23 protein-coding genes are annotated in these 24,963 nt (G+C 63.8%); 15 read left to right on the forward strand and 8 right to left on the reverse strand.

What is annotated here, in order from left to right; all coding sequences use genetic code 11:
• Positions 1-12: 12 nt before the first annotated feature.
• The 3 genes from QEH68_RS08070 to QEH68_RS08080 all read right to left on the reverse strand — a co-directional run bounded on the left by QEH68_RS08070 (position 13) and on the right by QEH68_RS08080 (position 3,162).
• Positions 13-912, reverse strand: a complete 900-nt coding sequence (locus tag QEH68_RS08070) for a carbohydrate ABC transporter permease (protein WP_207596988.1) — start codon at positions 910-912, stop codon at positions 13-15.
• Positions 912-1,730, reverse strand: a complete 819-nt coding sequence (locus tag QEH68_RS08075) for a sugar ABC transporter permease (protein WP_242703621.1) — start codon at positions 1,728-1,730, stop codon at positions 912-914. The genes QEH68_RS08070 and QEH68_RS08075 overlap by 1 nt, the downstream gene beginning before the upstream one ends.
• Before the next feature lie 112 nt (positions 1,731-1,842).
• Complete coding sequence (locus tag QEH68_RS08080; RefSeq protein WP_280627633.1) at positions 1,843-3,162, reverse strand: extracellular solute-binding protein; 1,320 nt, start codon at positions 3,160-3,162, stop codon at positions 1,843-1,845.
• Between the two features lie 282 nt (positions 3,163-3,444).
• Here QEH68_RS08080 and QEH68_RS08085 point away from each other — a divergent pair, with 282 nt between their 5' ends.
• The gene (locus QEH68_RS08085; protein ID WP_280627634.1) at positions 3,445-4,512 is read left to right on the forward strand and encodes a LacI family DNA-binding transcriptional regulator; all 1,068 of its coding nucleotides are present in this window, start codon (positions 3,445-3,447) and stop codon (positions 4,510-4,512) included.
• Here the strand turns inward: QEH68_RS08085 and QEH68_RS08090 are convergent.
• Complete coding sequence (locus tag QEH68_RS08090) at positions 4,483-5,943, reverse strand: lipase maturation factor family protein (protein ID WP_280627635.1); 1,461 nt, start codon at positions 5,941-5,943, stop codon at positions 4,483-4,485. The two genes, QEH68_RS08085 and QEH68_RS08090, sit on opposite strands and share 30 nt — an antisense overlap.
• A gap of 105 nt (positions 5,944-6,048) precedes the next feature.
• Here QEH68_RS08090 and dxr point away from each other — a divergent pair, with 105 nt between their 5' ends.
• The 8 genes from dxr (at position 6,049) to QEH68_RS08130 (ending at position 14,821) form a co-directional block, all read left to right on the forward strand.
• Positions 6,049-7,233: a 1-deoxy-D-xylulose-5-phosphate reductoisomerase gene (gene dxr, locus QEH68_RS08095; protein ID WP_207596993.1), complete on the forward strand. Its 1,185-nt coding sequence runs from the start codon at positions 6,049-6,051 to the stop codon at positions 7,231-7,233.
• A gap of 32 nt (positions 7,234-7,265) precedes the next feature.
• Positions 7,266-8,597 carry a site-2 protease family protein gene (locus QEH68_RS08100; RefSeq protein WP_207596994.1) on the forward strand — a complete coding sequence of 444 codons (1,332 nt, stop codon included), beginning with the start codon at positions 7,266-7,268 and terminating at the stop codon, positions 8,595-8,597.
• 63 nt (positions 8,598-8,660) lie between these two features.
• Positions 8,661-8,954 carry a YciI family protein gene (locus QEH68_RS08105; RefSeq protein ID WP_207596995.1) on the forward strand — a complete coding sequence of 98 codons (294 nt, stop codon included), beginning with the start codon at positions 8,661-8,663 and terminating at the stop codon, positions 8,952-8,954.
• A gap of 47 nt (positions 8,955-9,001) precedes the next feature.
• The gene (ispG, locus tag QEH68_RS08110; RefSeq protein WP_024820317.1) at positions 9,002-10,168 is read left to right on the forward strand and encodes a flavodoxin-dependent (E)-4-hydroxy-3-methylbut-2-enyl-diphosphate synthase; all 1,167 of its coding nucleotides are present in this window, start codon (positions 9,002-9,004) and stop codon (positions 10,166-10,168) included.
• On the forward strand, positions 10,131-11,009 hold the full coding sequence (locus tag QEH68_RS08115) for a DUF4081 domain-containing GNAT family N-acetyltransferase (protein ID WP_207597519.1): 879 nt from the start codon (positions 10,131-10,133) through the stop codon (positions 11,007-11,009). The genes ispG and QEH68_RS08115 overlap by 38 nt, the downstream gene beginning before the upstream one ends.
• A gap of 74 nt (positions 11,010-11,083) precedes the next feature.
• Positions 11,084-11,815, forward strand: coding sequence for a hypothetical protein (locus tag QEH68_RS08120; RefSeq protein WP_280627636.1), 732 nt, complete (start codon positions 11,084-11,086; stop codon positions 11,813-11,815).
• 400 nt (positions 11,816-12,215) lie between these two features.
• Positions 12,216-14,027, forward strand: coding sequence for a proline--tRNA ligase (locus tag QEH68_RS08125; RefSeq protein WP_207596997.1), 1,812 nt, complete (start codon positions 12,216-12,218; stop codon positions 14,025-14,027).
• On the forward strand, positions 14,024-14,821 hold the full coding sequence (locus QEH68_RS08130; RefSeq protein WP_207596998.1) for a TSUP family transporter: 798 nt from the start codon (positions 14,024-14,026) through the stop codon (positions 14,819-14,821). The genes QEH68_RS08125 and QEH68_RS08130 overlap by 4 nt, the downstream gene beginning before the upstream one ends.
• Before the next feature lie 14 nt (positions 14,822-14,835).
• Here QEH68_RS08130 and QEH68_RS08135 read toward each other — a convergent pair whose 3' ends face one another.
• The 4 genes from QEH68_RS08135 to QEH68_RS08150 are packed head-to-tail and all read right to left on the reverse strand — an operon-like array spanning position 14,836 to position 18,526.
• Positions 14,836-15,540, reverse strand: a complete 705-nt coding sequence (locus QEH68_RS08135; protein ID WP_280627637.1) for an aspartate dehydrogenase domain-containing protein — start codon at positions 15,538-15,540, stop codon at positions 14,836-14,838.
• 3 nt (positions 15,541-15,543) lie between these two features.
• Positions 15,544-16,566 (reverse strand): aminoglycoside phosphotransferase family protein, encoded by a 1,023-nt coding sequence (locus tag QEH68_RS08140; protein ID WP_280627638.1) that lies wholly within the window; start codon positions 16,564-16,566, stop codon positions 15,544-15,546.
• Between the two features lie 34 nt (positions 16,567-16,600).
• Positions 16,601-17,329 (reverse strand): VIT family protein, encoded by a 729-nt coding sequence (locus QEH68_RS08145; protein ID WP_207597000.1) that lies wholly within the window; start codon positions 17,327-17,329, stop codon positions 16,601-16,603.
• A gap of 51 nt (positions 17,330-17,380) precedes the next feature.
• Positions 17,381-18,526: a ferritin-like domain-containing protein gene (locus tag QEH68_RS08150; protein ID WP_280627639.1), complete on the reverse strand. Its 1,146-nt coding sequence runs from the start codon at positions 18,524-18,526 to the stop codon at positions 17,381-17,383.
• A 105-nt stretch (positions 18,527-18,631) separates the two neighbouring features.
• Between QEH68_RS08150 and rimP the strand changes: the two genes are divergently transcribed.
• From rimP to QEH68_RS08180, 6 genes are all read left to right on the forward strand, one after another.
• The gene (rimP, locus tag QEH68_RS08155; protein WP_089594373.1) at positions 18,632-19,243 is read left to right on the forward strand and encodes a ribosome maturation factor RimP; all 612 of its coding nucleotides are present in this window, start codon (positions 18,632-18,634) and stop codon (positions 19,241-19,243) included.
• A complete protein-coding gene (nusA, locus tag QEH68_RS08160; RefSeq protein WP_089594374.1) occupies positions 19,243-20,223 on the forward strand; it encodes a transcription termination factor NusA in 981 nt (326 codons plus the stop codon). The genes rimP and nusA overlap by 1 nt, the downstream gene beginning before the upstream one ends.
• Positions 20,224-20,419: 196 nt before the next feature.
• Positions 20,420-20,761: a YlxR family protein gene (locus QEH68_RS08165; protein ID WP_280627640.1), complete on the forward strand. Its 342-nt coding sequence runs from the start codon at positions 20,420-20,422 to the stop codon at positions 20,759-20,761.
• Between the two features lie 152 nt (positions 20,762-20,913).
• Positions 20,914-23,790 (forward strand): translation initiation factor IF-2, encoded by a 2,877-nt coding sequence (infB, locus tag QEH68_RS08170; RefSeq protein ID WP_280627641.1) that lies wholly within the window; start codon positions 20,914-20,916, stop codon positions 23,788-23,790.
• Positions 23,791-23,868: 78 nt separating this feature from the next.
• The gene (gene rbfA, locus QEH68_RS08175; RefSeq protein WP_207597004.1) at positions 23,869-24,372 is read left to right on the forward strand and encodes a 30S ribosome-binding factor RbfA; all 504 of its coding nucleotides are present in this window, start codon (positions 23,869-23,871) and stop codon (positions 24,370-24,372) included.
• 85 nt (positions 24,373-24,457) lie between these two features.
• Positions 24,458-24,940, forward strand: coding sequence for a nucleoside deaminase (locus QEH68_RS08180; protein WP_207597005.1), 483 nt, complete (start codon positions 24,458-24,460; stop codon positions 24,938-24,940).
• Positions 24,941-24,963 lie beyond the last annotated feature (23 nt).

Here is a 24,963-nt window from a genome sequence, read left to right on the forward strand (position 1 = left end):
GGCAGCAGCCAGTTATTTGCTGAAGCCGGCGGTCAGGCCACTGAGCAATTGGCGCCGTGCAACGACGTAAATCACCAGCAGTGGGAGCGTAGCCAGGACAACCGAGGCGAGCACCGCAGGAATGTTGACGCTGAACTCACCTTGGAAGGTCCAGAGCGATAACGGCAGAACGCGGGTGTCCGGGCTTTGGGTCAAGATCAGCGGGAACAGGAATCCGTTCCATACATGCAGTGCGTTGTAGATGCCAACCGTGATGACAGCGGGCTTGGTCATCGGCAATGCCAGGCGCCACATCATGGCCCAGTCGGAGCAGCCGTCCAGCCGCATCGACTCAAAAAGTTCGTTGGGCACGTCCCTCATGAAGTTGGAGAGAATCAGCACGGAAATGGGGATGGCAAAGGCAATCGAGGGCAGGATGAGTGCCAGCAAAGTGTCGTACATGTGGGCTTTGGTGATCATCCAGTAGATCGGGATGATCGTGGCATGCAGGGGAATGGCCAGGCCCAGGAGGAACACGTTGTTGGTCCAACTCAGGAACTTCCCCTTGCCGCGCACAATGGCGTACGCCGCCATGAAGGAGACAAAGAGGGCTGGAACCACGCTGCCCACCGTTACGATCAGGCTGTTGGTGAAGTACTTGGCGAACTCGTTCTCCACGACCAGCTTGTAGTTATCCAGCGTTGGTTCCGCCGGGGGCATCAGCGGATTGGAGGTGAAGAAGCCTGCTTGGTTCTTCAAGCTGGTGATCACCACGTAGTACACAGGCACAATAATGACCGCGAGCCAGAGCCAGCCCCCCAGTCCTCCGAGGAAGTTGGGCCGCGAGCGGCCCATTTTCTGCGGACGACGGCGGTCGGCCGCCGGTTCGGGCAGCGTTGCCGGTGCTGTGGGGAGTTGTGTGGTGGAAGCCATTACGCACCTTCCAATTGGCTGGCGTTGCGGTTCTTGCCGCCGAGTCGTTGAAGGAACAGTGCCAGGGCCAGTCCGATGACCACCAGGATCACTCCCAGCGCGCTCGCTGCGCCCATGTCGTTCGCTTTGAAGCCAGTGAGGTACATGTGCAGCGGCAACAGCCTGGTTGAATAGCCGGGGCCGCCCGCGGTCAGCACGAACACCAGGTCGAAGTACGCCAGGGATCCCACCACCATGAGGGTGGAGGAGGTGATGATGGTGTACTTCAGCTGGGGGAGCGTGATGTTGAGGAACTGCTGTACGCGGCCGGCGCCGTCGATCTGCGCGGCTTCATAGAGGGAGGCGGGGATCTGTCGGACGCCGCCTTGGTAGATCAGGGTGTGGAACGGAACGAACTGCCACGCGATGACGAAGACCACCACGAACAGGACCAGATCCGAGTTGCCCAGCCAGTCCTGCGCCAGGAACGGCAAACCCAAGCCGGGGCCGAGGCCGAAGTTCGGGTCCAGCAGGGCCTTGAAGGCAATGGCCACAGCGGCCGAGGAGAGCAACAGCGGAACGAAGTACAGGACGGCCAACGCGGCACGGTACTTCTGGTTTGCTGCGGTGAAGACGCCCAACAAGAGACTGATGGGTGCCTGGACAATGAAGGAGAAGAACATGATCTTGGCGGTGACGAGCAAGGCGTTGCCCGTCACGGGATCTGCCAGGACGGTGTTCCAGCTGGACAGGCCGTCGAGCTTGATCTCGCCCAGGCCATCCCAGCGGGTGAAGCTCAGGAACAGGACTCCCAGGAGCGGGAGGATGGCGAACAGCATGAAGAACGCGAGCGCCGGGGCGGCCAGCCACCCCGACGGACCCTTCTCGAGGGTCGGTCGGGACAGCTGTGCCCGGGCGGTCCGGCGGTGCGCAGTAGTGGACGACACCGGGCTACTTTCCGATCGTTGCGTTCATGGTGGAAGCGAACTGTTCCGGGGTGATCTTCTTCAGGAAGATCTGGTCCAGGTTGGCCAGCATGGCATCGCCTTGCGCGGGGCTGAGTGCCTGGTCCCAGGACAGGGTGAAGTCCGGTGCATCCTTGGCCATTCCATACACGTAGCTCAGGAAGTCCTTGTCAGGGGATGCCGCCAGCTTGTCTTCAATACCGGTGACCACGGGTACGGCTCCTGAGTCGATGAGGCTTTGGACGTTCTCATCGGTGAACATTCCGTCCTTGACGTACTCAAGGGCCGTTTTCTTCTGTTCTTCGGTGGCTTTGGAGGACACTGACCAGAAGTTGGTGGGGTTGCCCACGACGTTGGCCGGGTCGCCCTTGCCGCCCTCTACTGTGGGGAAGGGGGTGTATCCGAGCTTGCCGCTGGTGACGAAGTCCGCTGCGTCCTTTTTCATGCCTTGGTAGATCCAGCTGCCCTGCAGGATCATGGCGGCCTTGCCGGTGTAGAGCAGGGCCTGGTCGGCGTTGCTGTCCGCGGCAATGGAGGAGAAGCCGTTGATGAAGCCGCCGGCGTCCACCAGTTCCTGGATCTTGGTCAATGCCTCTATGACAGCTGGGTCGGACCAGGCATTCGGCGTGTTGGACGCGATCTTGGCGAAGACTTCGGGGCCGCCGATGCGGTCTACCAGGTATTCGAGCCACATGAGGTCCGGCCATTTGGACTGCCCACCCAAGGAGAAGGGTGCCACGCCTGCGGCCTTGAACTTGGGGACCAGGGCCATGAGTTCGTCCCAGGTCTTGGGTGCCTCCGCGCCGATCTTGTCGAAGACTTCCTTGTTGTAGTACAGAACTACGGGCTGCACTTTGTTGTTGGGGAGGGCGTAGGTCTTGCCGTCGACCACGCCGCTTTCCAGGATGGAGGGAAGGTAGCGGTTCTGGACTTCCGGGTTTTCCTTGAGGAATCCCGTGAGGTCGTCCACCTGTCCAGCGTCAACGTAGGACTTCAGGACACCGCCTCCCCAGCCATAGACCAACGTGGGACCCTGGCCGGCGCCGACGGCCGTGCGCACCTTGGTCTTGTAGGCATCGTTGGCGAAGAAGTCGAGCTTGATGGAGGAATCGGGGTGTGTTTTGTTCCAGGAGTCCACGGAGGCTTGGAACACCGGCTGGTCACCGCCGGTGAGCCCCCACATGGTGGCCGAATCCGCGGAGACTCCGGTTCCGGCAGGGCCCGAGGAGCCGCAGGCTGCGAGCGAGATCGACAAGACGGCTGCCGAGACCGCCATTCCGGCGGTGCGCAACTTCAGATTATTCATGTGCTGTTTCCATTCGTCCTACGGGCTCGACGCTGATGGCCCGGCTGCTCGTACAAAGCCGCACTCTGCGGGGGAGGGATCACCTGTGATCACCAGTACCCTGAAAGCTTTTTCGAAATGTTTCGAAGGTCCTTTCGGAAGTGCCCACCTAACTTAGCCGTGAGCCACGTCACCGTCAAGGGTCAATTTCCAAGAGATATCGGAGGCACGCGAGCCATATTGACGGGCGGGCCGACGACGATGCACACTGTCTGCAACCGAAACTTTTCGAAAGCGAAAACTGTGAGCCCCGACGATCGACCCTCCAAGCTGACCCTCTCTGCCGTCGCGCAGGAGGTGGGAGTCTCTGTGCCTACTGTCTCCAAGGTGGTCAACGGTCGCGGGGATGTGGCCCAGGCAACCCGGGCCCGCGTGCTGGCGGCACTGCAGCGCACAGGCTATAAATCTCCCCTCCAGCGCAAAAGCAATCCGGTGCAGCGGACTGTCGAAGCGGTTTTTGATTCCCTCAATTCGGCCTACAACATGGAAGTCCTCAAGGGGATCATGGAGCAGGCAAACGTCTCCGACATGGAAGTGATCCTGTCCGTGACCGGTCTCCAGGCGGCGCCTCCGCTGGGGCCGGAAGAACGGGCCCAACGCATGGTCGATGAAGGCCGCAGCGGGATGATCGTGGTGACCTCAGCCTTTGGCACAGCCCACTTGGAGGCCTTCCAAAGGCGTCAAATTCCCATTGTGGTGATCGACCCCCTCAACCCGCCGCCGGCCGACCTGTTCAGTGTGGGCGCCAGCAACTGGGCCGGTGGCAAAGCCGCCGCGACACACCTCCTGGAGCTGGGGCACCGGCGGATCGCGTACATCGGCGGCCCAGCCACCGCCGAATGCAGCCAGGCCAGGCTGCACGGTTACATGGCCGCGCTCATGGCCGCAGGCATAACGGTGGAACACGAATACGTATCGGCAGGCCCGTTCCGCCCCGAGACCGGGGCCGCAGCCTTCAAGTCCCTGTTGGCGCTGGAGGATCCGCCCACGGCAGTCTTCGCCGGCAGCGACAGCATCGCCATGGGGGTGCTGGCCGAGGCACGTAGGCAGGACGTGCGGATTCCCGAGGAAATCAGCCTGGTGGGGTTCGACGGTACCTACCAAGCTGAAGAATCCACGCCGCCCCTCACTTCCGTGAGCCAGCCGCTTCAGGAGATCGGGCGATCGGCGTTGAACTTCATCCTGCGCCAGATGCAGGGCGAAGACATCGACTCCCGGCGCGTGGAACTCGCAACCCACCTGGTGGTCCGGGAATCAACGGCACCCCCCGTGGACCTGGCCTCACGAAAGAAAGCGGCGTCGCGGGTTTAGCCCCACCGGTCCAATGGCGTCATACAGCCAGACCCGTACCCAGCGTTCGCCGGTCTCACGGAACTCCGCACGGCTGGCGAACCGGTACAGATAGCTGCGTGCGCGCACCCAACGGGGGCGTTCGCCGTCGAACGGGTCATGGCGAAGCAGCCCCAACGTGGGCTTGTCTGCCTCCAGCAGCTTGTCCAGGAAGGCATAGAACCAGTCTTCGTGGACAGTCCGCAGCGGCAGGAACCACATCAGCCAATCCAGGCGTAGATGGTACGGCGCCCACTGCCGCGGGAGCCGCCGCACCTCGCCGGGCTTGCCCTTGAAGCCGTACTCACGCCAGAGCTCATCGGCGGCGTCCGGCTCCTCGGCCAGTGTGCCTTCAACTACGATCTCGATCCGCTGCTTGGTGACGGTCCCGAACGCCCCATAGGCGTTGACCAGACGCCAACGGTTGAAGCTGGCATTCATCAGCTGCCGGCTGGAGAAGAGGTTCAGGAGCGGCTGGTAGCTCAACGCCAGCAACACCACAGTCACGAGCACGACGACGGCGAGCCACCACACCGGGGTATCGGCGCCAGGGTGCCAGTCCAGCGGGATGAACGGAAAGACCGCGTGGGCGAGGGGGTCGCTGACGGCCGCGAAGGCAAGGATGATCGCTGCCCAGTTCAACCAGGCAAAATTCCCGGTGCCTACCAGCCATAGCTGGGTCGCGATGATGATGCCTGCCGCAATGCCGGCCAGGGGCTGTGGCGCGAAGAGGAAAAACGGCACCACCAGCTGTGCGAAATGGTTGCCCGCCACTTCCACTTTATGCAGCGGACGCGGCAGGAGATGGGCTTGCCTGCTGAGCGGGCCCGGCATGGGCTGTGTCTCATGGTGGTAGAACATAGCCGTCATGTCGCGCCACTCGCGGCCGCCCCGGATCTTGATCATGCCCGCCCCGAACTCAAGCCGGAAAACCAGCCACACAATGAGGATCAGGATGGTGGTGGGCGGGGGAGTCTGGTCCGAGCCGAGGAAGGCCACGGTAAACCCGGCCTCGAGAAGCAGGATCTCCCAGCCGAAGCCGTAGAACGTCTGGCCGACATTGACGATCGACATGTAGAGGAACCACAGGATCAGAAATGCCAGCATGGGCAGCCATGGAGGGCCCGTTTGGGGGAGACCGATCACGAGCAAGGCAGCGACGCCGATCCCCGTCCAGCACACCCACCCCAGGAGCGCATCGGAGTAATACCAGCGGAAGAGGGTGGGCCTGGCCAGTCTGCGGGCCATGTCCAGGAACGCCGGTACCGGCAGCAGCCCGCGCTCGCCGAGGAGTGCAGGGAACTGGTTCATGGTGGAAAGAAAGGCAACCAGATACAGCGCAGCCGTGCCGCGCTGCAACACTTGCCGGGCGAACTCATAGTCCCGCGCATCAAACCAGGACAGCCACTCCACCTTTCCACCGTACGCGCGGGCTGTGGATGGTCAAGCGATGCAGGTTTTCCCAGTATCGTCCCTGCTCCGTTCGCCGCTCGCGTTACTGGCTGGGATACTTGGAGAATGCAGCCGCGCAAGATCGTCATCCTCGGGTCCACCGGTTCCATCGGCACACAAGCGATTGACGTCGTCGATGCTGCCCCGCACCGTTTTGAGGTGGTGGCGCTCAGCGCAGGTGGAGGGAACCTGGAACTCATCGCCCGGCAGGCGGTCCACACCCAAGCGCAGGCTGTGGGCATAGCCCAGGGAGATCCCGCGGTTTTGCGGCAACTGATTGACGCGGCGGCCTCGGCTGCGGGGGTGCCCCATTGTGCGCCGGAGATCTTCGTCGGCCCGGATGCCTCCACCCGGATCGCAGCCATCGAGTGTGACGTCGTCCTCAATGGCATCACCGGTTCCATTGGCTTGGCACCTACCTTGGCCGCGCTCAGCACCGGCGCAACGCTGGCACTGGCCAATAAGGAATCACTGATCGTGGGTGGTGCCCTGGTCAAGGCCGCGGCCCGGCCGGGGCAGATAGTGCCCGTTGACTCTGAGCACTCCGCCATTGCCCAGTGTTTGCGGTCCGGGACCGAGCAGGAAGTGGAGAAGTTGATCCTGACCGCATCCGGCGGTCCCTTCCGCGGGCGCACACGCGATCAGCTTCACGGGGTTACGCCGCAGGAAGCGCTGGCCCACCCCACCTGGGACATGGGCCTGATGGTCACCACCAACTCCGCCAGCCTGGTCAACAAGGGCCTGGAAGTCATTGAGGCACACTTGTTGTTCGATGTTCCCCTGGACAGGATCGAGGTGGTTGTCCACCCTCAGTCGGTGGTTCACTCCATGGTCCAGTTTGTGGACGGGTCCATCATTGCCCAGGCGTCACCCCCGGACATGCGCCTGCCTATCGCGCTGGGGCTGGGATGGCCGGACCGCGTCCCGCGTGCTGCCAAGCCCTGCGACTGGACCAAGGCCACCAGTTGGACGTTCGAGCCCTTGGACACCGTGGCATTCCCCGCCGTGGACCTGGCCAAGGACGCCGCCAAACAAGGCAGCACCTTCCCGGCGGTGTTCAACGCCGCCAATGAGGAAGCCGTCCAGGCCTTCCACGCCGGGCGCATCCGCTTCACGGACATCGTGGATACCGTGGAGTCCGTCCTCAGTGAACATTCAGGCTCCTCCGAGCTAACGGTGGAGTCCGTGCTGGATGCTGAGAAGTGGGCACGCGCCCGCACCCTTGATCGTTTAGCCAGCAGCGCCCTGTAGCTCAGAACCCTTATGGAAGCAGTCCCACCGGCATGAGTCCCGTCCTTCTCTTCATTCTCGGAGTCGTCTTCGTCGCCATCGGCGTCGCCGTTTCCATCGCGCTTCACGAGGTAGGCCACCTGGTGCCGGCGAAGCTCTTCAAAGTCCGCGTCACCAAGTACATGATCGGCTTTGGCCCCACCCTCTGGTCCAGGAAGAAGGGCGAGACGGAGTACGGATTCAAAGCCCTTCCACTGGGCGGATACGTCTCCATGATCGGCATGTACCCACCCAACAAGGTGGACGGCGCTGTCCGCCCTTCCAGCACCGGGATGTTTCAAACGCTGGCCACAGAAGCGCGCTCCATGGCGCACGAAGAAGTAGGGCCGGGGGACGAAAACCGCGTCTTCTACAAATTGCCCGTGTGGAAAAAGATCATTGTCATGCTCGGTGGCCCTGCCATGAACATGATCATCGGGTTGATCCTGTTGGCCGTCCTGGTCATGGGCTTCGGCACGGCGCAGGCGACCACCACCATCGCAGACGTTTCCAAATGCCAGGTCGCCGCGGGCGAAACCGTGGATCCGGATTCAGCGGACTGCAAGCCCACACCGGCAGCAGCTGCGGGGCTCCAGCCGAACGACACCATCACGTCCTTTGACGGAAAGACCGTCACGAGTTGGGACGAACTGACCGGCTGGATCCGTGCCTCGGCAGGCAAGGATGTGGCCATCACCGTGCAGCGCAACGGTTCTCCTGTGGAGACCACCGTGACCCCTGTGCTCTCGTCCCGTCCCGTGGTGGGCTCCGATGGGCGCCAGGCGCAGGACGCCAACGGTGTTCTGCAGTACCAGGAGGTCGGCTTCCTCGGGATCGGCGCCCAAAGCGCCTTGGTTCCCCAACCGGCGTCGGCCGTTCTCCCCATGGCGGGGGAGAACATCAAACAAATTTCCGGTGTGATCTTCAACCTGCCGGCCAGGGTAGCCGGGGTGGCGAAAGCAGCCTTCAGCGAGGAACCCCGGGATCCGAACGGTCCCATCAGCGTAGTGGGCGTTGGCCGCGTGGCCGGCGAAGTCGCGGCCATGGAACAGGTTCCGATGCAGGCCCGCATCGGAACCCTGGTGGGGCTGCTTGCAGGGCTGAACTTCGCGTTGGCCATCTTCAACCTCATCCCCTTGCTTCCCCTCGATGGTGGCCATGTGGCAGGGGCTTTGTACGAGGGCGCACGGCGCCAAGTGGCCAGGTTGAGGGGCAAACCGGATCCGGGTTCGTTCGACATTGCGAAACTGTTGCCGCTGACCTACGTGGTGGCTGCGCTGCTGATGGCCATGGGCGCCCTGCTGATCTATGCGGACATCGTGAAGCCCGTCAACATCTTCGGCTGAGCCATGAACATTTTCGGCAGAACATGAATATTTCCGGCGGAGCAGGCGGGATAGGCTAGCACCATGACTGTTTTCGCTGTTGAGTACGTATACGTCGCCGACTCCGGTGCCCTCCGCGACGAAGCCCGCCCCGCACACCGTGCCTGGCTGGGCGAACTGGCCGAGGAAGGCAAGCTCCTTGCCAGCGGCCCGTACGGTGACGGCGCCGGTGCCCTCCTGATCTTCAAGTCCGCAGATGAAACCGGGCTCAACGACCTCCTCAAGCAGGATCCCTTTGCCGAAGCAGGCGTGATTGCCGGCATCCGCACCACCGAATGGGCCCCCATCATCGGGGTCCTGGCGGCCCACGCGTCCTAGCCGGGCGTTCTCCACCACAACGATCCACCCCAATCCAAGGAGTCCACGTGACCTCGGTCAGCCTGGGAATGCCAGCAGCCCCACCCCCCGTCCTTGCCCCGCGCCGTAAGACACGGCAGATCAAGGTTGGGTCCGTTGGTGTTGGTTCTGATTCGCCCATCAGCGTTCAGTCCATGACCACGACGCCCACCACGGATATCAACGCCACTCTTCAGCAGATTGCCGAACTCACGGCATCCGGCTGCGACATCGTGCGTGTTGCGTGTCCTTCGGCGGACGACGCCGAAGCGCTTCCCATCATCGCCCGCAAGTCCCAGATCCCCGTGATCGCCGATATCCACTTCCAGCCCAAGTACGTTTTCGCGGCCATTGAGGCCGGATGCGCGGCTGTTCGTGTGAACCCGGGCAACATCCGTAAGTTCGATGACCAGGTCAAGGAAATCGCGGCAGCGGCCCGGGACCACGGCACGTCCATCCGGATCGGCGTCAATGCCGGTTCCCTGGAGCCGGGCATCATGAAGAAGTACGGCAAGGCGACACCCGAAGCCCTGGTGGAGTCCGCCGTGTGGGAGGCGTCCCTGTTCGAGGAACACGGCTTCCACGACTTCAAGATCTCCGTCAAGCACAACGACCCCGTAATCATGGTGGCCGCATACGAAATGCTGGCTGAGCAGGGCGACTGGCCCTTGCACCTCGGTGTGACCGAGGCCGGGCCGGCATTCCAGGGCACCATCAAGTCGGCAACGGCGTTCGGTGCGCTTCTGTCCCGCGGCATCGGTGACACCATTCGTGTTTCCCTTTCGGCTCCGCCGGTGGAGGAAATCAAGGTGGGCAACCAGATCCTGCAATCCCTGAACCTGCGCCCCCGCAAGCTGGAAATCGTCTCCTGCCCGTCCTGTGGCCGTGCGCAGGTTGATGTTTACACGCTGGCGGAGCAGGTAACGGCCGGGCTGGAAGGCATGGAGATTCCCCTGCGCGTCGCCGTCATGGGCTGCGTCGTCAACGGACCCGGTGAGGCCCGTGAAGCAGACCTCGGCGTGGCCTCCGGAAACGGCAAGGGCCAGATTTTCGTGAAGGGCGAAGTCATCAAGACTGTGCCTGAGAGCGAAATTGTTGAGACACTGATCGAAGAGGCCATGCGCATCGCCGAAGAGATGGGGGAGGCCGATGGCGAAGATGCTGTCAAGGGTAGCCCCGTGGTTAGCGTCTCGTAACGAGAACGGCTTGGGAGTCAGGGTGCTCGGCAAAGCCGACACCCTGGCTCTGCGCGCGCTGGCCAGCGAAGACGTGGTGGCCAATGTCTTCATCCTGTCCCACTTGGACAGCACGGGGACGGCTGCGCCCACCAGCGGTGGTGCCAGTATTTTTGGAGTGTTCCACGATCAAACGCTCCTGGGTGCCTGCTGGGCCGGGGCCAACCTCGTTCCTGTGCAACTTGATCCTGCGTTGGCAGGCTATGCAGCAACGGCGGCACACCAAACCGGACGCCGTTACGCTTCAATTTTTGGCCCCGCGGACACCGTGCTGGCCCTCTACTCGCGTTTTGAACAACTGGGCCACGCCGCCCACGAGATCCGGTCCCGCCAGCCCCTCCTGACCATCTCCGGTGGGCCTGCCATCGGCGCCAATCCTGCCCTGACCTTTGGCGCAATGGAGGATTTTGACCGCATCCTTCCGGCCTGCGCGGCCATGTTCGAGGAAGAAGTTGGCTATTCTCCCTTCCTTGGAGGCCAGGAGTTCTACAGCAGGCGGGTAGCCGGCCTGATCCGGCAGGGACATTCCCTGGTCCACATTGACGCCGGAGGCACGGTGGTCTTCAAAGCTGAACTCGGTGCCGTCACGGCGGATGTGACCCAGGTCCAGGGTGTATGGATGAATCCGGAACTCCGGGGACGCGGCCAGAGCGCCGGCTACATGGCCGCCGTCGTGAATCTCTCAAAGACCTTTGCCCCGGTGACCAGCCTGTACGTCAACGACTACAACGCCAAGGCCCGCGCCACCTACGAACGGGTAGGCTTCGAGCAAGTGGGCACGTTCGCCACGGTGCTTTTTTAGCCTCCGTCCGGGAACTTGTAGTCTTGTCCCGGTTGGCGCACGCCAGCCATCACTCGAACTTTCTTGGGGAACAAATGAAGAAGAATGCGCTGCGCGGTTTTGCCGCGTCAGGACTTTTGGTCATGGGACTCACCGCGTGTGGCGGCGCCGGTACCTCTACGGATGCTGCATCTGCTCCGGCCAGTGAGACCCCGGCCCCTGCGCCCGCCCAGGCAAAGCAGTACACCACCCAGGAACTCACGGACCTGGTGAAGCAGATCAAGGCAGCCGATGGAACGGAACTGATGGTTTCTTCCGTCGACGACCTCGCTGGCCAGCAGGATCCACTCAAGGATCTCCTGGGCTCCATGAACATTGAGCCGGCCGAGTGCAAGGACCTGGCCATGGCCGGCGCTTCGCAGCCGATCGATGGCGCCACCGGCGCCAGCGGTGCAAAAATTGACCCTGCTTCCGGCGTCATTTCCAGTGTGACCCTGGCATCAGGTGTCTCCAAGGACGTGCTGGAGAACAACGTCAAGAGCAACGAAGACCAGATCACCACGTGCGCGAACATGACAATGTCCATGTCCGGCACCACCATGACCATGAAGACGGAAAAGTTCGACGGCATCGGTTCAGTACCCGGAACCCTGGGCATCAAGACCACCATGACCCTCCCTGACGGCCAGACCCAGTCAACCTTGATGGCCGCTGCCATTAAGGACGGCGTCCTCATCTCCGCCACAGCCTCGGGAAAGAACGCCGAAAGCGGCGGCGCAGCAGCTGCCGGGGCACTCATGGACCAGGCCGCAGCACTTATTAAGTAGCGTCGGCGCTGCAGCCGCGCGGCATGCCACCCACGCTTGAAAATGTGTCCGCGATCACATAGGTTCTTCCCAAGCCGTGTCGTTGGGGTGCGGGTGGTATCGGGGGGACTCATGATCAAGACCTTGACCGGCGTCGCTGGCGTCCACACCATCCGTGAGCTCGGCAGTGACCCATGCTTCCCAGCCGCAGATGATCCCGTTCCGCTGGAGGGAACGGCGATCTAGTCCCAGGACAGAGTCTGCGGCCGGCCGGCCGCTGAGCCACGCCATCGCAGGATGACCAGCCCATTGGGGCCAGGGGCTTCCACACGCGACGGCGTGGCTCTTCTGTGTGTGGGCACCCGGTAGATTAGTAGACAGTTGTTTTTGCCACACCTGCCATAGAAACGGATACGTACCCGTGGTCCTTCGCCTTTCCCAGTTATTCCTGCGCACCCTGCGTGAAGATCCCGTTGACGCTGAGGTCGCCAGCCACAAGCTCCTGGTCCGTGCCGGCTACATCCGCCGCGCAGCACCCGGCATCTATACGTGGCTGCCGCTGGGACTGAGCGTCCTGCGCAAGGTAGAAGAGATCATCCGTCAGGAAATGTCGGCCATCGGCGCCCAGGAAGTCCATTTCCCGGCGCTGCTGCCCCGCGAGCCCTACGAGGCCACCAACCGCTGGACCGAATACGGCGAAGGCCTGTTCCGCCTCCAGGACCGTAAGGGCGCGGACTATCTTCTTGCCCCCACGCACGAGGAAATGTTCACGCTCCTGGTGAAGGACCTGTACTCCTCGTACAAGGACCTGCCGCTGAGCCTCTACCAGATCCAGAACAAGTACCGCGATGAAGCACGCCCCCGGGCCGGCCTCCTCCGTGGCCGTGAGTTCATCATGAAGGACTCGTACTCCTTCGACATTGACGACGCCGGTTTGGATGCCAGCTACGCCGCCCACCGCGCCGCCTACCTGAAAATCTTTGAGCGCCTCGGCCTGGAAGTCATCCCCGTTGCTGCCACCGCCGGTGCCATGGGTGGCTCCAAGAGCGAGGAATTCCTTTTCCCCACCGAGATCGGCGAGGACACATTCGTGCGCTCGGCGGGTGGCTACTACGCCAACGTCGAGGCTGTGACCACCGTTGTCCCGGAGGAGATCGATTTCACCAACGCACCGGCCGCCCAGGTCCTGGACACCCCGAACACTCCCACCATTGATACCTTGGTGGCCGCAGCCAACCAGTTGGCTCCGCGCAGCGAGGCCGACGGCGGCGCCTGGACTGCCGCTGACACGCTCAAGAACGTTGTCCTTGCCGTGACCCTGCCAACGGGTGAGCGCCAGATCGTGGTGATCGGTGTCCCCGGCGACCGCGGAGTGGACCTCAAGCGCGTGGAAGCCAACATCGGCTCACACCTGCCGATTGCCGGCGAGATCGGCCTCGAGGCTGCCAACGAAGAGGACCTCAAGAAGCTGCCGTGGCTGGTCAAGGGCTACATCGGCCCCGGCCTGTCCCTGGACCAGCCTCTGCTGGGCCTTGAGGGCTCGTCCAAGGTGCTGTTCCTGGTGGATCCCCGTGTCGTCTCCGGTACCAGCTGGGTTACAGGCGCCAACGCCGAGGGCAAGCATGTCTTTGGGCTGGTCGCCGGCCGCGACTTCACGTGGGATGGCGTCATTGAAAGCACCGAAGTGCGTGCAGGCGACCCCGCCCCGGATGGATCCGGTCCGCTGGAGACCGCCCGCGGCATCGAAATGGGCCACATCTTCCAGCTCGGCCGCAAGTATGCCGCGGCCTTGGACTTGAAGGTGCTGGACCAGAACGGCAAGCAGCAGGTTGTCACCATGGGCTCCTACGGCGTTGGTGTTACGCGCGCAGTGGCCGCCTTGGCTGAAGCAAACCATGACGACCGCGGCCTCGTCTGGCCGCGCTCAGTGGCTCCGGCAGATGTCCATGTGGTGGCCGTAGGCCGTGGCGATGAAATCTTCGAGGCTGCTGAAAAGCTCTCCGCTGAGCTTGAAGCTGCCGGCCTGGACGTCATTTTCGACGACCGTCCGAAGGTTTCTCCCGGTGTAAAGTTCGGCGATGCCGAGCTGGTTGGCGTGCCCACCATCCTGGCCGTTGGCCGGGGACTTGTGGACGGTGTGGTGGAAGTCAAGGATCGCCGCAGCGGCGAAGCCGAGAACGTTGCGGTGGACAAGGCCGTGGACTACGTGGTCAACTCCGTACGAAACCGGTGATTTCCGGCTTCGAATCAATCCAGCTCACCACTCTCATCCTGATTGTGGTGGCTGGATTCGCCGCCGGTTGGGTGGACGCTGTTGTAGGGGGCGGGGGACTGATCCAGCTTCCCGCCCTGCTGCTGGTTCCCGGCATCACGCCGGTGCAGGCCTTGGCCACCAACAAGATGGGGTCCATTTTCGGCACCACCACCAGCGCCGTGACGTATTACCGGCGCGTGGGACCCGATCTCAAAACAGCCGTGCCCATGGCGGTCATCGCGTTGGCGGGGAGCTTCGGTGGGGCCATCCTGGCCGCTTCGCTGCCTGCCAGTGTGTTCAAGCCGATCATCGTGGTGGCATTGATCGCCGTCGCCATTTTCACTGCCTTGCGCCCCCGCGCCGGAGAGTTGACTGCCCTCCGCCACGACGGCCACAAGCACTACGTGGTGGCATGCCTCATAGGCGCCGTCATTGGCTTCTATGACGGTCTGATCGGCCCTGGCACCGGCTCTTTCCTGGTGATCGCCCTGGTTTCGGCCATGGGTTACGCGTTCCTGGAAGCCAGCGCCAAGGCGAAGATCGTCAATATGGCCACCAACGCCGGCGCCCTGATCTTTTTCCTTCCCCACGGCTCCCTGCTGTGGGGCGTAGGGCTGGTCCTGGGCCTGGCCAATATGGCCGGCGGCTATCTTGGTGCACGCACCGCCGTAGCCAAGGGGAGCAGTTTTGTACGCGTTGTCTTCCTGATCGTAGTTGCGGCGTTGATCATCAAGCTCGGCGTCGACGTCTGGAATGAGAACTTCGCGGCCTGATTCCCACGCAGGCGTCAGATGAAACTGCCGCTGGCATTGGCCAGCGATTTCAGACCGCGGACGACGGCGTGAGGCACCAACGCGCTGGAGGCTGGGTTACCGGGGGATGCCTCATTGGTGACGCAGATATCGAACGTACCCAGGCTGGTCTCCGCCACCACGTGGTGGGCTGTCTGGCCGGCGCCTGGATCTGCGATGAGCACAGCCTCCACCACGTCCCAGTTGCCAGCGGCCAAGGCAAGCGCGGACACCACGTTGGTGGATTTAGGGAAGGCCTTGATCAAGTCCGCAGGGCCGCCCCGCAGAAGCTCCACGGGCCGGGTCGCGGCGAGCAGCCGTTCTTTGGTTTCCCCGTCCATCCACGGCTGGACCAGGGCGGCGGGCAGTTTTCGCGACTCCAGGGTGATGCGGTGAATGGTGCCGCCGGCGGAGGCGGCTGTGATCGCGTCCAGTCCGCCCAAGGCGCCTATCGAGGTGACCAGCAGGTCCGTGCCTGCCGCTACGGTACGGGGGCCGAATTCCGCGACGGCGGCGACGCCGGCGCACTCCACCACGACATCCGCCACTTCCAAGGCGTCGTCGAAGCTGAACCCTGCCCCGGCCTTGCCGTGCGGCACAACTCCGGCGAGCCTGGCGCCAGGGACTGTCCCGGCGTCGAGCAGTTCCACTATCCTCGAGCCGATGGCCCCGGACCCGATCAGGGCCACGGTGAGTGTCATCGCCTAGTGCGCCGTAGCGCCGGGATCGGGGATCTCATGGACCCGTGGAAGGCCATCAAGTGTCCGGCCCGCAAGAGTGCTGGCAACCCACAAAGAACGCGCTAAGTCTCCGCCGTGACCGGGAGTCCCCGCGTACCAAAGAGCATTGTCCACCTCGCGGGCAATGCTCCATTGCCGGGCAGCCTCGGGATCGAGCCCCGCGGCGACGCTGAAATCGTGGCAACGCTCCCGCAACGCAGCCTCCGGGGCCGTTCGGGAGAGGTCATGGATCCGGTTCCACAAAACCGGCGCCACAGCGAACTCGGCCTCACCAATCTGTGGTTGCGGATCGATGGCCAGGTAGTCGCCACGGAGCTGCCGGTTGCCACTGGGGACAGCGAGGATGTTCATGAAGTGGAGGTCCGTGTGAACCAGGACATCCGTCCCCGAGCGGCGTCCCACGGCGCCACGCGTCTGGCATACTTCCAGCGCCGCTTCCAGCAGCCACCTGGGAAATGGCCGGTCCAGGCGTTCCCACTCCGCCGGCAGCTCATCGCTCCATCGCTCGGCAGTTGCGGCAATGTGCTCCAAGGCCCGCCACTCCAGGCGCTCGTCAGGTTGGATGGAGAGCCGGCGCAGGACGGCGCCCCAGGCGTCCCTCGCGTGATCCATGGGGGCGTCCTGGAGCCAGCGGGAGGCCTCCAGCCGTTCAAGGAGCATGGTGCAACTGGGAGCATCCGCTGCCAGCAGGCGGACCGCGCCGTGACCATCCCACAGTGCCAGGGCGTGGCGCTCCACCTGGGCTTCGTCGTGCGGGTAGGCGATCTTCAGCGCGGACGGGGCGCCGTTCTGGAGGACCGGCACCACCAGTGCTCCATGGCCGTTCCATGGTTCGGTGCCGGGTGCCAGGTCAACTGAGAGCTGCCACCGGTCCAGGGCGTCGGAGATAAGTCCCGGAAGGCTGGCCAGCCAGTCGCGTCCCGCGGAGTCGCGGTTGTACCGGGCGTGGAGGTCGCCCGGAATGGGAATCATCGCGTGAAGGGTCACGCGATCAGCCTAACTCTGAGGGAAGCCGGAGCCCCTAGAAAACGCCGCTGGCACCCAAGAGCGTTCCCAGGGAGAACGTGGCAGCCAGGGCCAACGCGCCGCCCAGCACCACCCGGAAGGCCGCACGGAACCGGGAAGCGCCACCGATCCAGGCGCCAACAGCTCCGGTGATCGCCAAGGCAAGCAGGACCGCCACGAAGGTCAACGGTACCCGGAGCTCCGGGGGAGGCAGGAGGATGGCCAGCATGGGCAGTATGGCCCCCAAAGTGAACGCCACAGCGGAGGCGAACGCCGCATTCCACGGGCTCACAATGTCGTCCTCGTGGATGTTCAGCTCCGCAGAGAGATGGGCGGCCAGGGCATCGTGCTCCGTGAGCTCCTCGGCAACCGCCCGGGCAGTCCTGGCACTGAGTCCCTTGGACTCGTAGATGGCCGCCAGCTCGTTGAGTTCGTCCTCGGGTTGCTGGGCCAGTTCGAGGCGTTCCTTCTCGATCAGCGCCTTCTGGGTGTCGCTTTGGCTGCTGACGGAGACATATTCACCCAAGGCCATGGAAATGGCGCCACCCACCAGGCCCGCGGTACCGGCGGCAAGGATGCTGCCGGTGCTGGTGGTGGCACCTGCCACGCCCACCACGATCGCAGCAACGGACACAATCCCGTCATTGGCGCCCAGGACCCCGGCCCGCAACCAGTTCAACCGGTGGGCCAAGTCATCCCGGTGGGGTTCGTTCTCGTGCACGGTGGCAGTGTCTGGGGAAGCCATGATCCAAGCCAAGCACCGGGGGAGGGTCTTGACCAGCATGGCTAGGCTGGCCTATCCGGCGGGAGGAGGCGCGGACCCCTTCATGGTGGACCCGGTGGATGGTGTGGTGGAGGCGGAGCCGGACGCTGGAGCCGTCGCTGAACCGCCCGCTGAACCGGGCGTCGGCAGCGGCGGCAACTCCCCGGCGTCGAGCGTCAGACCTGGCAGGGCAGGCACGTCCGCACCCCACGCCAGGCTCCTGCGTGCAGCGGCAAGGAGGCCGTCCACCGCCCATGCCCGCGTCCCACCCGTGGACAGGGCAACCAAGTCCCCCATTACCGGAAGAGCCGACGATTCCATCGCAGCCAGGGCAGCGGCGGGGTCCTGCGCGAACTGTTCCGGAAGACGGTAGCCGGCTTCGCTGGCAGGTACGTCCCCGCAGTTGGCCCGGGTCAGCGCCTCCACCTGCTGGAGCAGCAGTTCGTGGGTTGCAAGGCCCTTGGCCGCGGTGCCGGCGGACGCAGTGTCCAGCCGTTTGAGCGCCACCTGGTACGCGTAGACCGCTTCCTGATGTGTGCGGACCGTAGCTGCCAAGGATGCGTCGGTGGTGGCGGACGTTGGCTCGGGCGTGGGGCTGACCGAAGGGCACGGTGCCGTCGACGGCGTGGCGGCAGCTATTGGGGTCTTGGATGCCGCGGCATCCTTCGGGATCGGCAACTGCCACGCACCAGCCAGCTTTTCGGCCCCCAGCACTTGGGCGGATCCCACGGCGGCGAGGAGCCGGGCGATGCCGCCGTCGGCCTCGTAGGCGTCTGCCAGGCGCTGGGTTCCGCTTGCGGACAAAGCGGCAACAAAGGCGGAACGCGTGGTGCCGTCTGCTCTGCCGGCAGTGGTCGCGGTGGCGGAGGGAGTTGCTTCGGATGGAACCAGGAGGGCGCGAGCCTGCGTTGTCAGCAAAGTCACAGCGTCCTTGAGTGCGGTCTGGTCAGCACCCTGGCCGGCGGACGAAGACAGGGTGGCGGCCGATTCGCGAAGTTGCAGAGTGTCTTCCAGCGCACCCGCACGGGCGGCTTCGGAGAAGGGGACGGGCGGGGGAGTGCCGGAATCACGCGGAATAAGCACTATTCCGGTCCCTGCGACGAGCAATGCCACCACGGTAACCAGCAGGGCGCGGCCCCAGGGTGGTGTTCGTTGTTTTTCGCTTGTCTGCCCGCTCACAACAGACCATGGTGTCACGTGCGTGGCAAAGTCCGTGCACCATGTTCCCGGGAAAATCGTTAGGCTAGTAGTCACAACAACATCTATCGGGAGGCGGCGGGCAACGTGAGTGACTCGGAAGCCACGACTTCAACACACCGTTCTGAATCCAACTCAACGGCCACCATCCACAACCCGGAAGAGAGCAGGCTTAAGGCGCTGCTTGAACCGGCTGTCCTTGCCAGCAGGCTCTACCTCGAGGATGTTTCCATCCACGTTGCCGGTTCACACCGCACGGTCCACGTCGTCGTGGACCTGCCGCAGGAGGAGACCGGCGGTGTCAGCCTTGACGCCATTGCGGATGTCTCACGCGGGCTGTCCGATATCCTGGACAACGATCCCCATGACGACGGTCGTCCGTATGACCTTGAGGTTTCTTCGCCGGGCGTCAGCCGCCCCTTGACCGAACCGCGCCACTGGCACCGGGCCCGGGGCCGCATGGTCCGGGTCAACGTGATCCAGGGGGACAATCTCCTGGGCCGCATCGCCTCGGTGGAGGATGACGGCGTGACGTTGATCCCCGAACACGAGGTCAAGAAGGGCATGAAGCCCAAGCAAGGCGACCCCATCACTATTCCTTTCGACAGGATCCGCCAAGGAAAAGTCGAGATTGAATTCAGCCACCTCCACGAGGCTGCGCTGGCAGACGAGCACAACGGACCTTCTGAGGAGGCCTAATGGATATTGACATGAGCGCACTGAGACTCCTGGAGCGTGAGCGTGAAATCCCGCTGGATCTCCTGATTCCCACCATCGAGCAAGCTCTGTTGGTGGCGTACCACAAGACGCCCGGCGCCTTCGAGAAGGCCCGCGCGGAATTGGACCGCAAGAGCGGCCACGTGACCATCTGGGCCACCGAGATTGACGACGACGGCGAGCCCATCGGCGAGTTTGAGGACACCCCGGCCGGCTTTGGCCGCATCGCAGCCAGCACGGCCCGCCAGATCATCCTCCAGCGTCTCCGCGACGTGGAGGATGACAACGTGCTGGGTGAGTTCAAGGGCCGTGAAGGCGAACTCGTTGCCGGCATGATCCAGCAGGGCAACAACCCGCACATGATCCAGGTCAACCTGGGAGCCGTTGAGGCACTGCTGCCGCCGCCCGAGCAGGTTCCCGGTGAGAAGTACCTCCACGGAAGCCGACTGCGCGCTTTCGTGGTCGATGTCCACCGTGGCGCCAAAGGTCCTTCCATCACGCTGTCCCGTTCGCACCCCGGACTGGTCCGCAAGCTGTTCGAAATGGAAGTTCCGGAAATCGCCGACCACTCCGTGGAGATCGTGGCGCTTGCCCGCGAAGCAGGCCACCGCACCAAGATCGCCGTCAAGGCCAACACTCCCGGCATCAACGCCAAGGGTGCCTGCATCGGTGAAATGGGTTCGCGTGTCCGGGCAGTCATGACTGAACTGAACGACGAAAAGATCGACATCGTCGACTTCAGTGATGACCCGGCAACCTTCATTGCCAACTCCTTGTCGCCCTCCAGGGTGAATTCCGTCACAATCACGGACGAGTCAACCCGCTCGGCCCGAGTGGTGGTTCCCGATTACCAGCTTTCGCTGGCCATCGGCAAGGAAGGCCAGAACGCCCGGCTCGCCGCAAAGCTGACTGGCTGGCGGATCGATATCGTCTCCGACGCCGCTCCGGCAAAGGTCGACTAGCGGTTCAACCGGCGGCTGATGCCGCCGGTTCCGCGCCGCGCTTGGGCGTCCCTGGTTTCGGTAGTGCGGGGCCGGGGGGCTAGACTAGATGGAACCGGGCTTACGTCCGGTATCCGCGCGCTTTGGCGTGCCTCAGCTGCGTGTGCAGGACCGGGGCCCGTCGGGCGCCAGTAACGTAAGGCAGGTTGGACACGTCGTGGCTGAACTGCTTGAACACGGCCAGGGGCCTGTTCGCACGTGCATCGGATGCCGGAAGCAAGGCTCCCGGTCCGAGCTTGTCCGGCTGGTCGCCCAAGGCAGCGGTTCGTCCGCCGTCCTGGTGGATGTCCGACGCCGGATGGCCGGCAGGGGTGCGTGGCTGCACCCCAGCGAAAAGTGCTTGGCATTGGCGATCAAGCGGCGCGCTTTCGGAAGGGCCCTTGCGGGCGCTGCCGAAACGGACGCCGTCGAACGTTACCTGTTGCAGGGCACGCCACTTGTGGAGGCCCAGGCCACCACAGGAAAACCGTCCAAACCTGAAAGCGGGTCAGAAAACTGATGGAAACCCGATGAGTTCCCAGCGATGAGTGCGTAACGATGACAACTTTGTTGCGCTCTGCAATGGGCCTTTCATTCGCGCAAGCGGCGAAGGCCCGCAGTAAGAAGTAGACGGTTCGTGCCTGGCTCGGTGCGGACCGAGACAGGAGAAATGTGGCCAAGGTCCGCGTACATGAGCTCGCCAAAGAGCTCGGTATTACTTCCAAAGATGCAGTAACCAAACTGCAGGAATTGGGCGAATTCGTTCGCTCCGCCTCGTCAACCATCGAGGCCCCCGTCGTGAAGAAACTTCGCGACGCCTACCCGGGTGCCGGCGCTGCCAAGGCCGCCGCTCCCGCTGCCGCTCCCGCGGCAACCCGTCCCGCAGCATCCCGTCCGGCAGCACCGGCTCCGGGCCCCGCAGCACCGAAGGCTCCGGCCCCGGCACCTGCAGCCCCCGCTCCGGCAGCTTCGGCTCCTGCAGCACCGGCGGCTCCCGCGGCTTCGGCTCCGGCAGCACCCGCGGCTCCTGCCGCGTCCACCCCGGTGTCGGCCAAGCCCGGCGCCCGTCCTGCTCCCAAGGCAGAGACGCCGGCTCCGGCACGTCAAGGTGGCCAGGCTCCCCGTCCCGGCGGTCCCCGTCCGGGCAACAACCCGTTTGCTACCTCCCAGGGCATGCCCCGGGGCCGTGGTGGCGACGGAGATCGTCCGCCCCGTCCGGGTAACAACCCGTTCGCACCGTCCCAGGGCATGCCCCGGGGCGAACGCCGCAACGATGGCGAACGCCCCGGTGGTCCCCGTCCCGCTGCCGGCGCAGGCGGTCCCCGTCCTGCAGCAGGCACCGGTGGTCCCCGTCCGGGCGCTCCGCGTCCGGGTGCACCCCGTCCGGGCGCTCCGCGTCCCGCTGGCGGTCCCGGTGCCGGAAACCGTCCTACTCCGGGCATGATGCCCAACCGCACTGAGCGTCCGGCTCCCGGTGGCGCAGGCCGTCCGGGTGGCGCAGGCCGTCCCGGTGGCGGCCCCGGTCGTCCCGGTGGCGCGCCCGGTGCAGGTACCGGTGGCGGCGCTCCCGCCGGCGGTGGCTTCGGCAAGGGTGGCCGCGGCCGCGGTGGCACCCAGGGTGCCTTCGGCAAGGGTGGCGCCGGTCGTGGCAAGCAGCGTAAGTCGAAGCGTGCAAAGCGCCAGGAACTGGAGCAGATGAGTGCTCCGTCGCTGGGCGGCGTATCGGTACCCCGCGGTGATGGCGAGACCATCATCCGGCTTCGTCGTGGCTCGTCCATCACGGACTTTGCCGAGAAGATTGATGCGAACCCCGCATCGCTGGTGACCGTGCTGTTCCACCTCGGTGAAATGGCAACGGCTACGCAGTCCCTCGACGAAGACACCTTTGGCCTGCTTGGCGCCGAACTTGGCTACAAGCTCCAGGTTGTTTCCCCCGAGGATGAAGAGCGCGAGCTGCTGGATCAGTTCGACATCAACATCCAGGATGAACTCGACGCCGAAGGCGACGACGTTCTCGAGGCCCGCGCCCCGGTTGTCACCGTCATGGGTCACGTTGACCACGGTAAGACCCGCCTGTTGGATGCCATCCGCAACTCGAACGTTGTGGCCGGCGAGCACGGTGGCATCACCCAGCACATCGGTGCCTACCAGATCAGCCACGTCCACGAGGGCACTGCCCGCGACATCACCTTCATTGACACCCCCGGTCACGAGGCCTTCACGGCCATGCGTGCACGTGGTGCCAAGGTCACCGATATCGCCATCCTGGTTGTCGCAGCCGACGACGGCGTGATGCCGCAGACGGTGGAAGCGCTCAACCACGCCCAGGCAGCCAATGTGCCGATCGTCGTCGCGGTGAACAAGATCGACAAGGAAGGCGCCAACCCTGACAAGGTCAAGGGCCAGCTGACCGAGTACGGCTTGGTTCCGGAAGAGTACGGTGGCGACACCATGTTCGTTGAGGTCTCTGCACGCCAGAACCTCAATATTGACGAACTGATCGACGCCGTCCTGCTCACGGCCGATGCGGCACTGGATCTGCGCGCCAACCCTGACAAGGACGCTCGAGGCATTGCCATCGAAGCGAACCTGGACAAGGGCCGCGGTGCTGTTGCTACCGTCCTGGTCCAGTCCGGAACCTTGGCCGTGGGCGACACGATCGTGGCCGGTACGGCTCACGGCCGCGTCCGTGCCATGTTCGACGAGAACGGCGAGGCACTCGATGTCGCACTGCCGTCCCGTCCGGTGCAGGTCCTCGGCCTGTCCAACGTGCCGCGTGCAGGTGACACCTTCCTGGTGACCCCTGACGAGCGTACGGCCCGCCAGATCGCTGAGAAGCGTGAAGCTGCCGACCGCAACGCCGCACTGGCCAAGCGTCGCAAGCGCATCAGCCTGGAGGACTTCGACCAGGCCGTTGCAGAAGGCAAGATCGACACCCTCAACCTCATCCTCAAGGGTGACGTTTCCGGTGCCGTGGAAGCCCTCGAAGACGCCTTGCTCAAGATCGACGTCGGAGATGACGACGTTCAGCTGCGTGTCATTCACCGCGGTGTGGGTGCCATCACGCAGAACGACGTCAACCTCGCTACGGTGGACAACGCCATCATCATCGGCTTCAACGTCAAGCCGGCCGAGCGCGTTGCTGAACTTGCTGACCGTGAAGGCGTGGACATGCGTTTCTACTCGGTCATCTACGCAGCAATCGATGACATTGAGATGGCTCTCAAGGGCATGCTCAAGCCGGAGTACGAAGAAGTCCAGCTCGGCACTGCCGAGGTCCGCGAAGTCTTCCGTTCCTCCAAGTTCGGCAACATCGCAGGCTCGATCGTCCGCACGGGCATCATCCGCCGTAACAGCAAGGCACGTGTCAGCCGCGACGGCAAGGTCATCGGTGACAACCTCACCGTTGAGACGCTCAAGCGCTTCAAGGATGACGCCACCGAAGTCCGCACCGACTTCGAGTGTGGTATCGGTCTTGGCTCCTTCAACGACATCACTGAAGGCGACATCATCGAGACCTTCGAAATGCGCGAAAAGCCGCGCGTCTAGGTTCCGTTTGGAACGGGTCCGTCGGGTAGCCCCGGCGGACCCGTTCCGTCCCCGTTTCTAACTTTCCAGGAGGAAGTCATGGCTGATCCCGCACGCGCTGCCAAGCTGGCACAGCGGATTAAGGTCGTCGTCGCTGAGGCCCTCGGTCGTCGGGTCAAAGATCCGCGTGTCGAGTCCATCACGGTCACCGACGCCCGCGTCACCAACGACCTTCAGCACGCCACCATCTACTACACCGTCTTCGGTGACGAGGTAGCCCACGCAGATGCTGCCCGCGCCTTGGAGAAGGCCAAGGGTGTGCTTCGGCAGGAAGTTGGCCGCAACATCACCGTCCGGCTTACCCCGACGCTCGAGTTTGTTGCGGACCAAATCCCCGTCAACGCCTCGAACCTTGAGGAGTTGCTGCGCGAAGCCAAGCGTCGCGATGCCGAGGTAGCCGCTTTGGCTGCCAGTGCCAAGCACGCCGGCGAGGCCGACCCCTACAAGGGCGATGCCCCTGAGGACATCGACGAGGACGACTTCGACGAAGAGGACACTGATCTCTCCGGAGATCAAGAACTCGACGAAGACGCCAACCGCTAAGAACCTCAGCGTTTTTGTACAGCCAATGCCCCTAAGACAGCGTTTTAGGGGCATTGGCTGTACTCAGACTCGTTAGGATCAGAGCATGTCGGCGCACACTGCTCAGCAACGTGATGAATATCTGAACCGTGCCATCCACCTGGCGGTGCAGAACGTTTCCGACGGCGGCGGTCCTTTCGGCGCCGTTGTGGTCACCCCGGACGGGACTGTCCATGAAGGTGTCAACAGGGTCACCCGCGACCATGACCCCACAGCCCATGCAGAAGTCGTGGCGATCCGCCGGGCCGCTTCCGCGGCGCAACGGTTCGACCTCACAGGATCGGTTCTCTACGCCAGTTGTGAGCCGTGCCCCTTGTGTTTATCGGCCGCGCTCTGGGCCAGGATCGGCCATGTCTACTTCGCGGCGGACAGGCATGGTGCCGCCCGGGCTGGGTTTGATGACGCCGTGTTCTACGAATATTTCGCCGGTGCCAGGCCTGGGCTGCTGCCGGTAGAGCACGCTGCATTGCCCGCGTCAGGTGACCCCTTCGAGGCCTGGCTCAACCACTCCCGCCGGACCGCCTACTGAGGCCGGACGGCCTGCGGAGGCGC

The sequence above is a fragment of the Paenarthrobacter sp. OM7 genome (assembly GCF_029873575.1).
GTDB lineage: Bacteria > Actinomycetota > Actinomycetes > Actinomycetales > Micrococcaceae > Arthrobacter.

What these genes read in the sequence shown, in the direction of transcription:
- QEH68_RS08070 (WP_207596988.1), bottom strand. Translation starts at nt 912, where the DNA reads ATGGCTTCCACCACACAACTCCCCACAGCACCGGCAACGCTGCCCGAA.
- QEH68_RS08075 (WP_242703621.1), bottom strand. Translation starts at nt 1,730, where the DNA reads ATGCTGTTCGCCATCCTCCCGCTCCTGGGAGTCCTGTTCCTGAGCTTC.
- QEH68_RS08080 (WP_280627633.1), bottom strand. Translation starts at nt 3,162, where the DNA reads ATGAATAATCTGAAGTTGCGCACCGCCGGAATGGCGGTCTCGGCAGCC.
- dxr (WP_207596993.1), top strand. Translation starts at nt 6,049, where the DNA reads ATGCAGCCGCGCAAGATCGTCATCCTCGGGTCCACCGGTTCCATCGGC.
- QEH68_RS08100 (WP_207596994.1), top strand. Translation starts at nt 7,266, where the DNA reads ATGAGTCCCGTCCTTCTCTTCATTCTCGGAGTCGTCTTCGTCGCCATC.
- QEH68_RS08105 (WP_207596995.1), top strand. Translation starts at nt 8,661, where the DNA reads ATGACTGTTTTCGCTGTTGAGTACGTATACGTCGCCGACTCCGGTGCC.
- QEH68_RS08115 (WP_207597519.1), top strand. Translation starts at nt 10,131, where the DNA reads ATGCTGTCAAGGGTAGCCCCGTGGTTAGCGTCTCGTAACGAGAACGGC.
- QEH68_RS08120 (WP_280627636.1), top strand. Translation starts at nt 11,084, where the DNA reads ATGAAGAAGAATGCGCTGCGCGGTTTTGCCGCGTCAGGACTTTTGGTC.
- QEH68_RS08135 (WP_280627637.1), bottom strand. Translation starts at nt 15,540, where the DNA reads ATGACACTCACCGTGGCCCTGATCGGGTCCGGGGCCATCGGCTCGAGG.
- QEH68_RS08145 (WP_207597000.1), bottom strand. Translation starts at nt 17,329, where the DNA reads ATGGCTTCCCCAGACACTGCCACCGTGCACGAGAACGAACCCCACCGG.
- nusA (WP_089594374.1), top strand. Translation starts at nt 19,243, where the DNA reads ATGGATATTGACATGAGCGCACTGAGACTCCTGGAGCGTGAGCGTGAA.
- rbfA (WP_207597004.1), top strand. Translation starts at nt 23,869, where the DNA reads ATGGCTGATCCCGCACGCGCTGCCAAGCTGGCACAGCGGATTAAGGTC.
- QEH68_RS08180 (WP_207597005.1), top strand. Translation starts at nt 24,458, where the DNA reads ATGTCGGCGCACACTGCTCAGCAACGTGATGAATATCTGAACCGTGCC.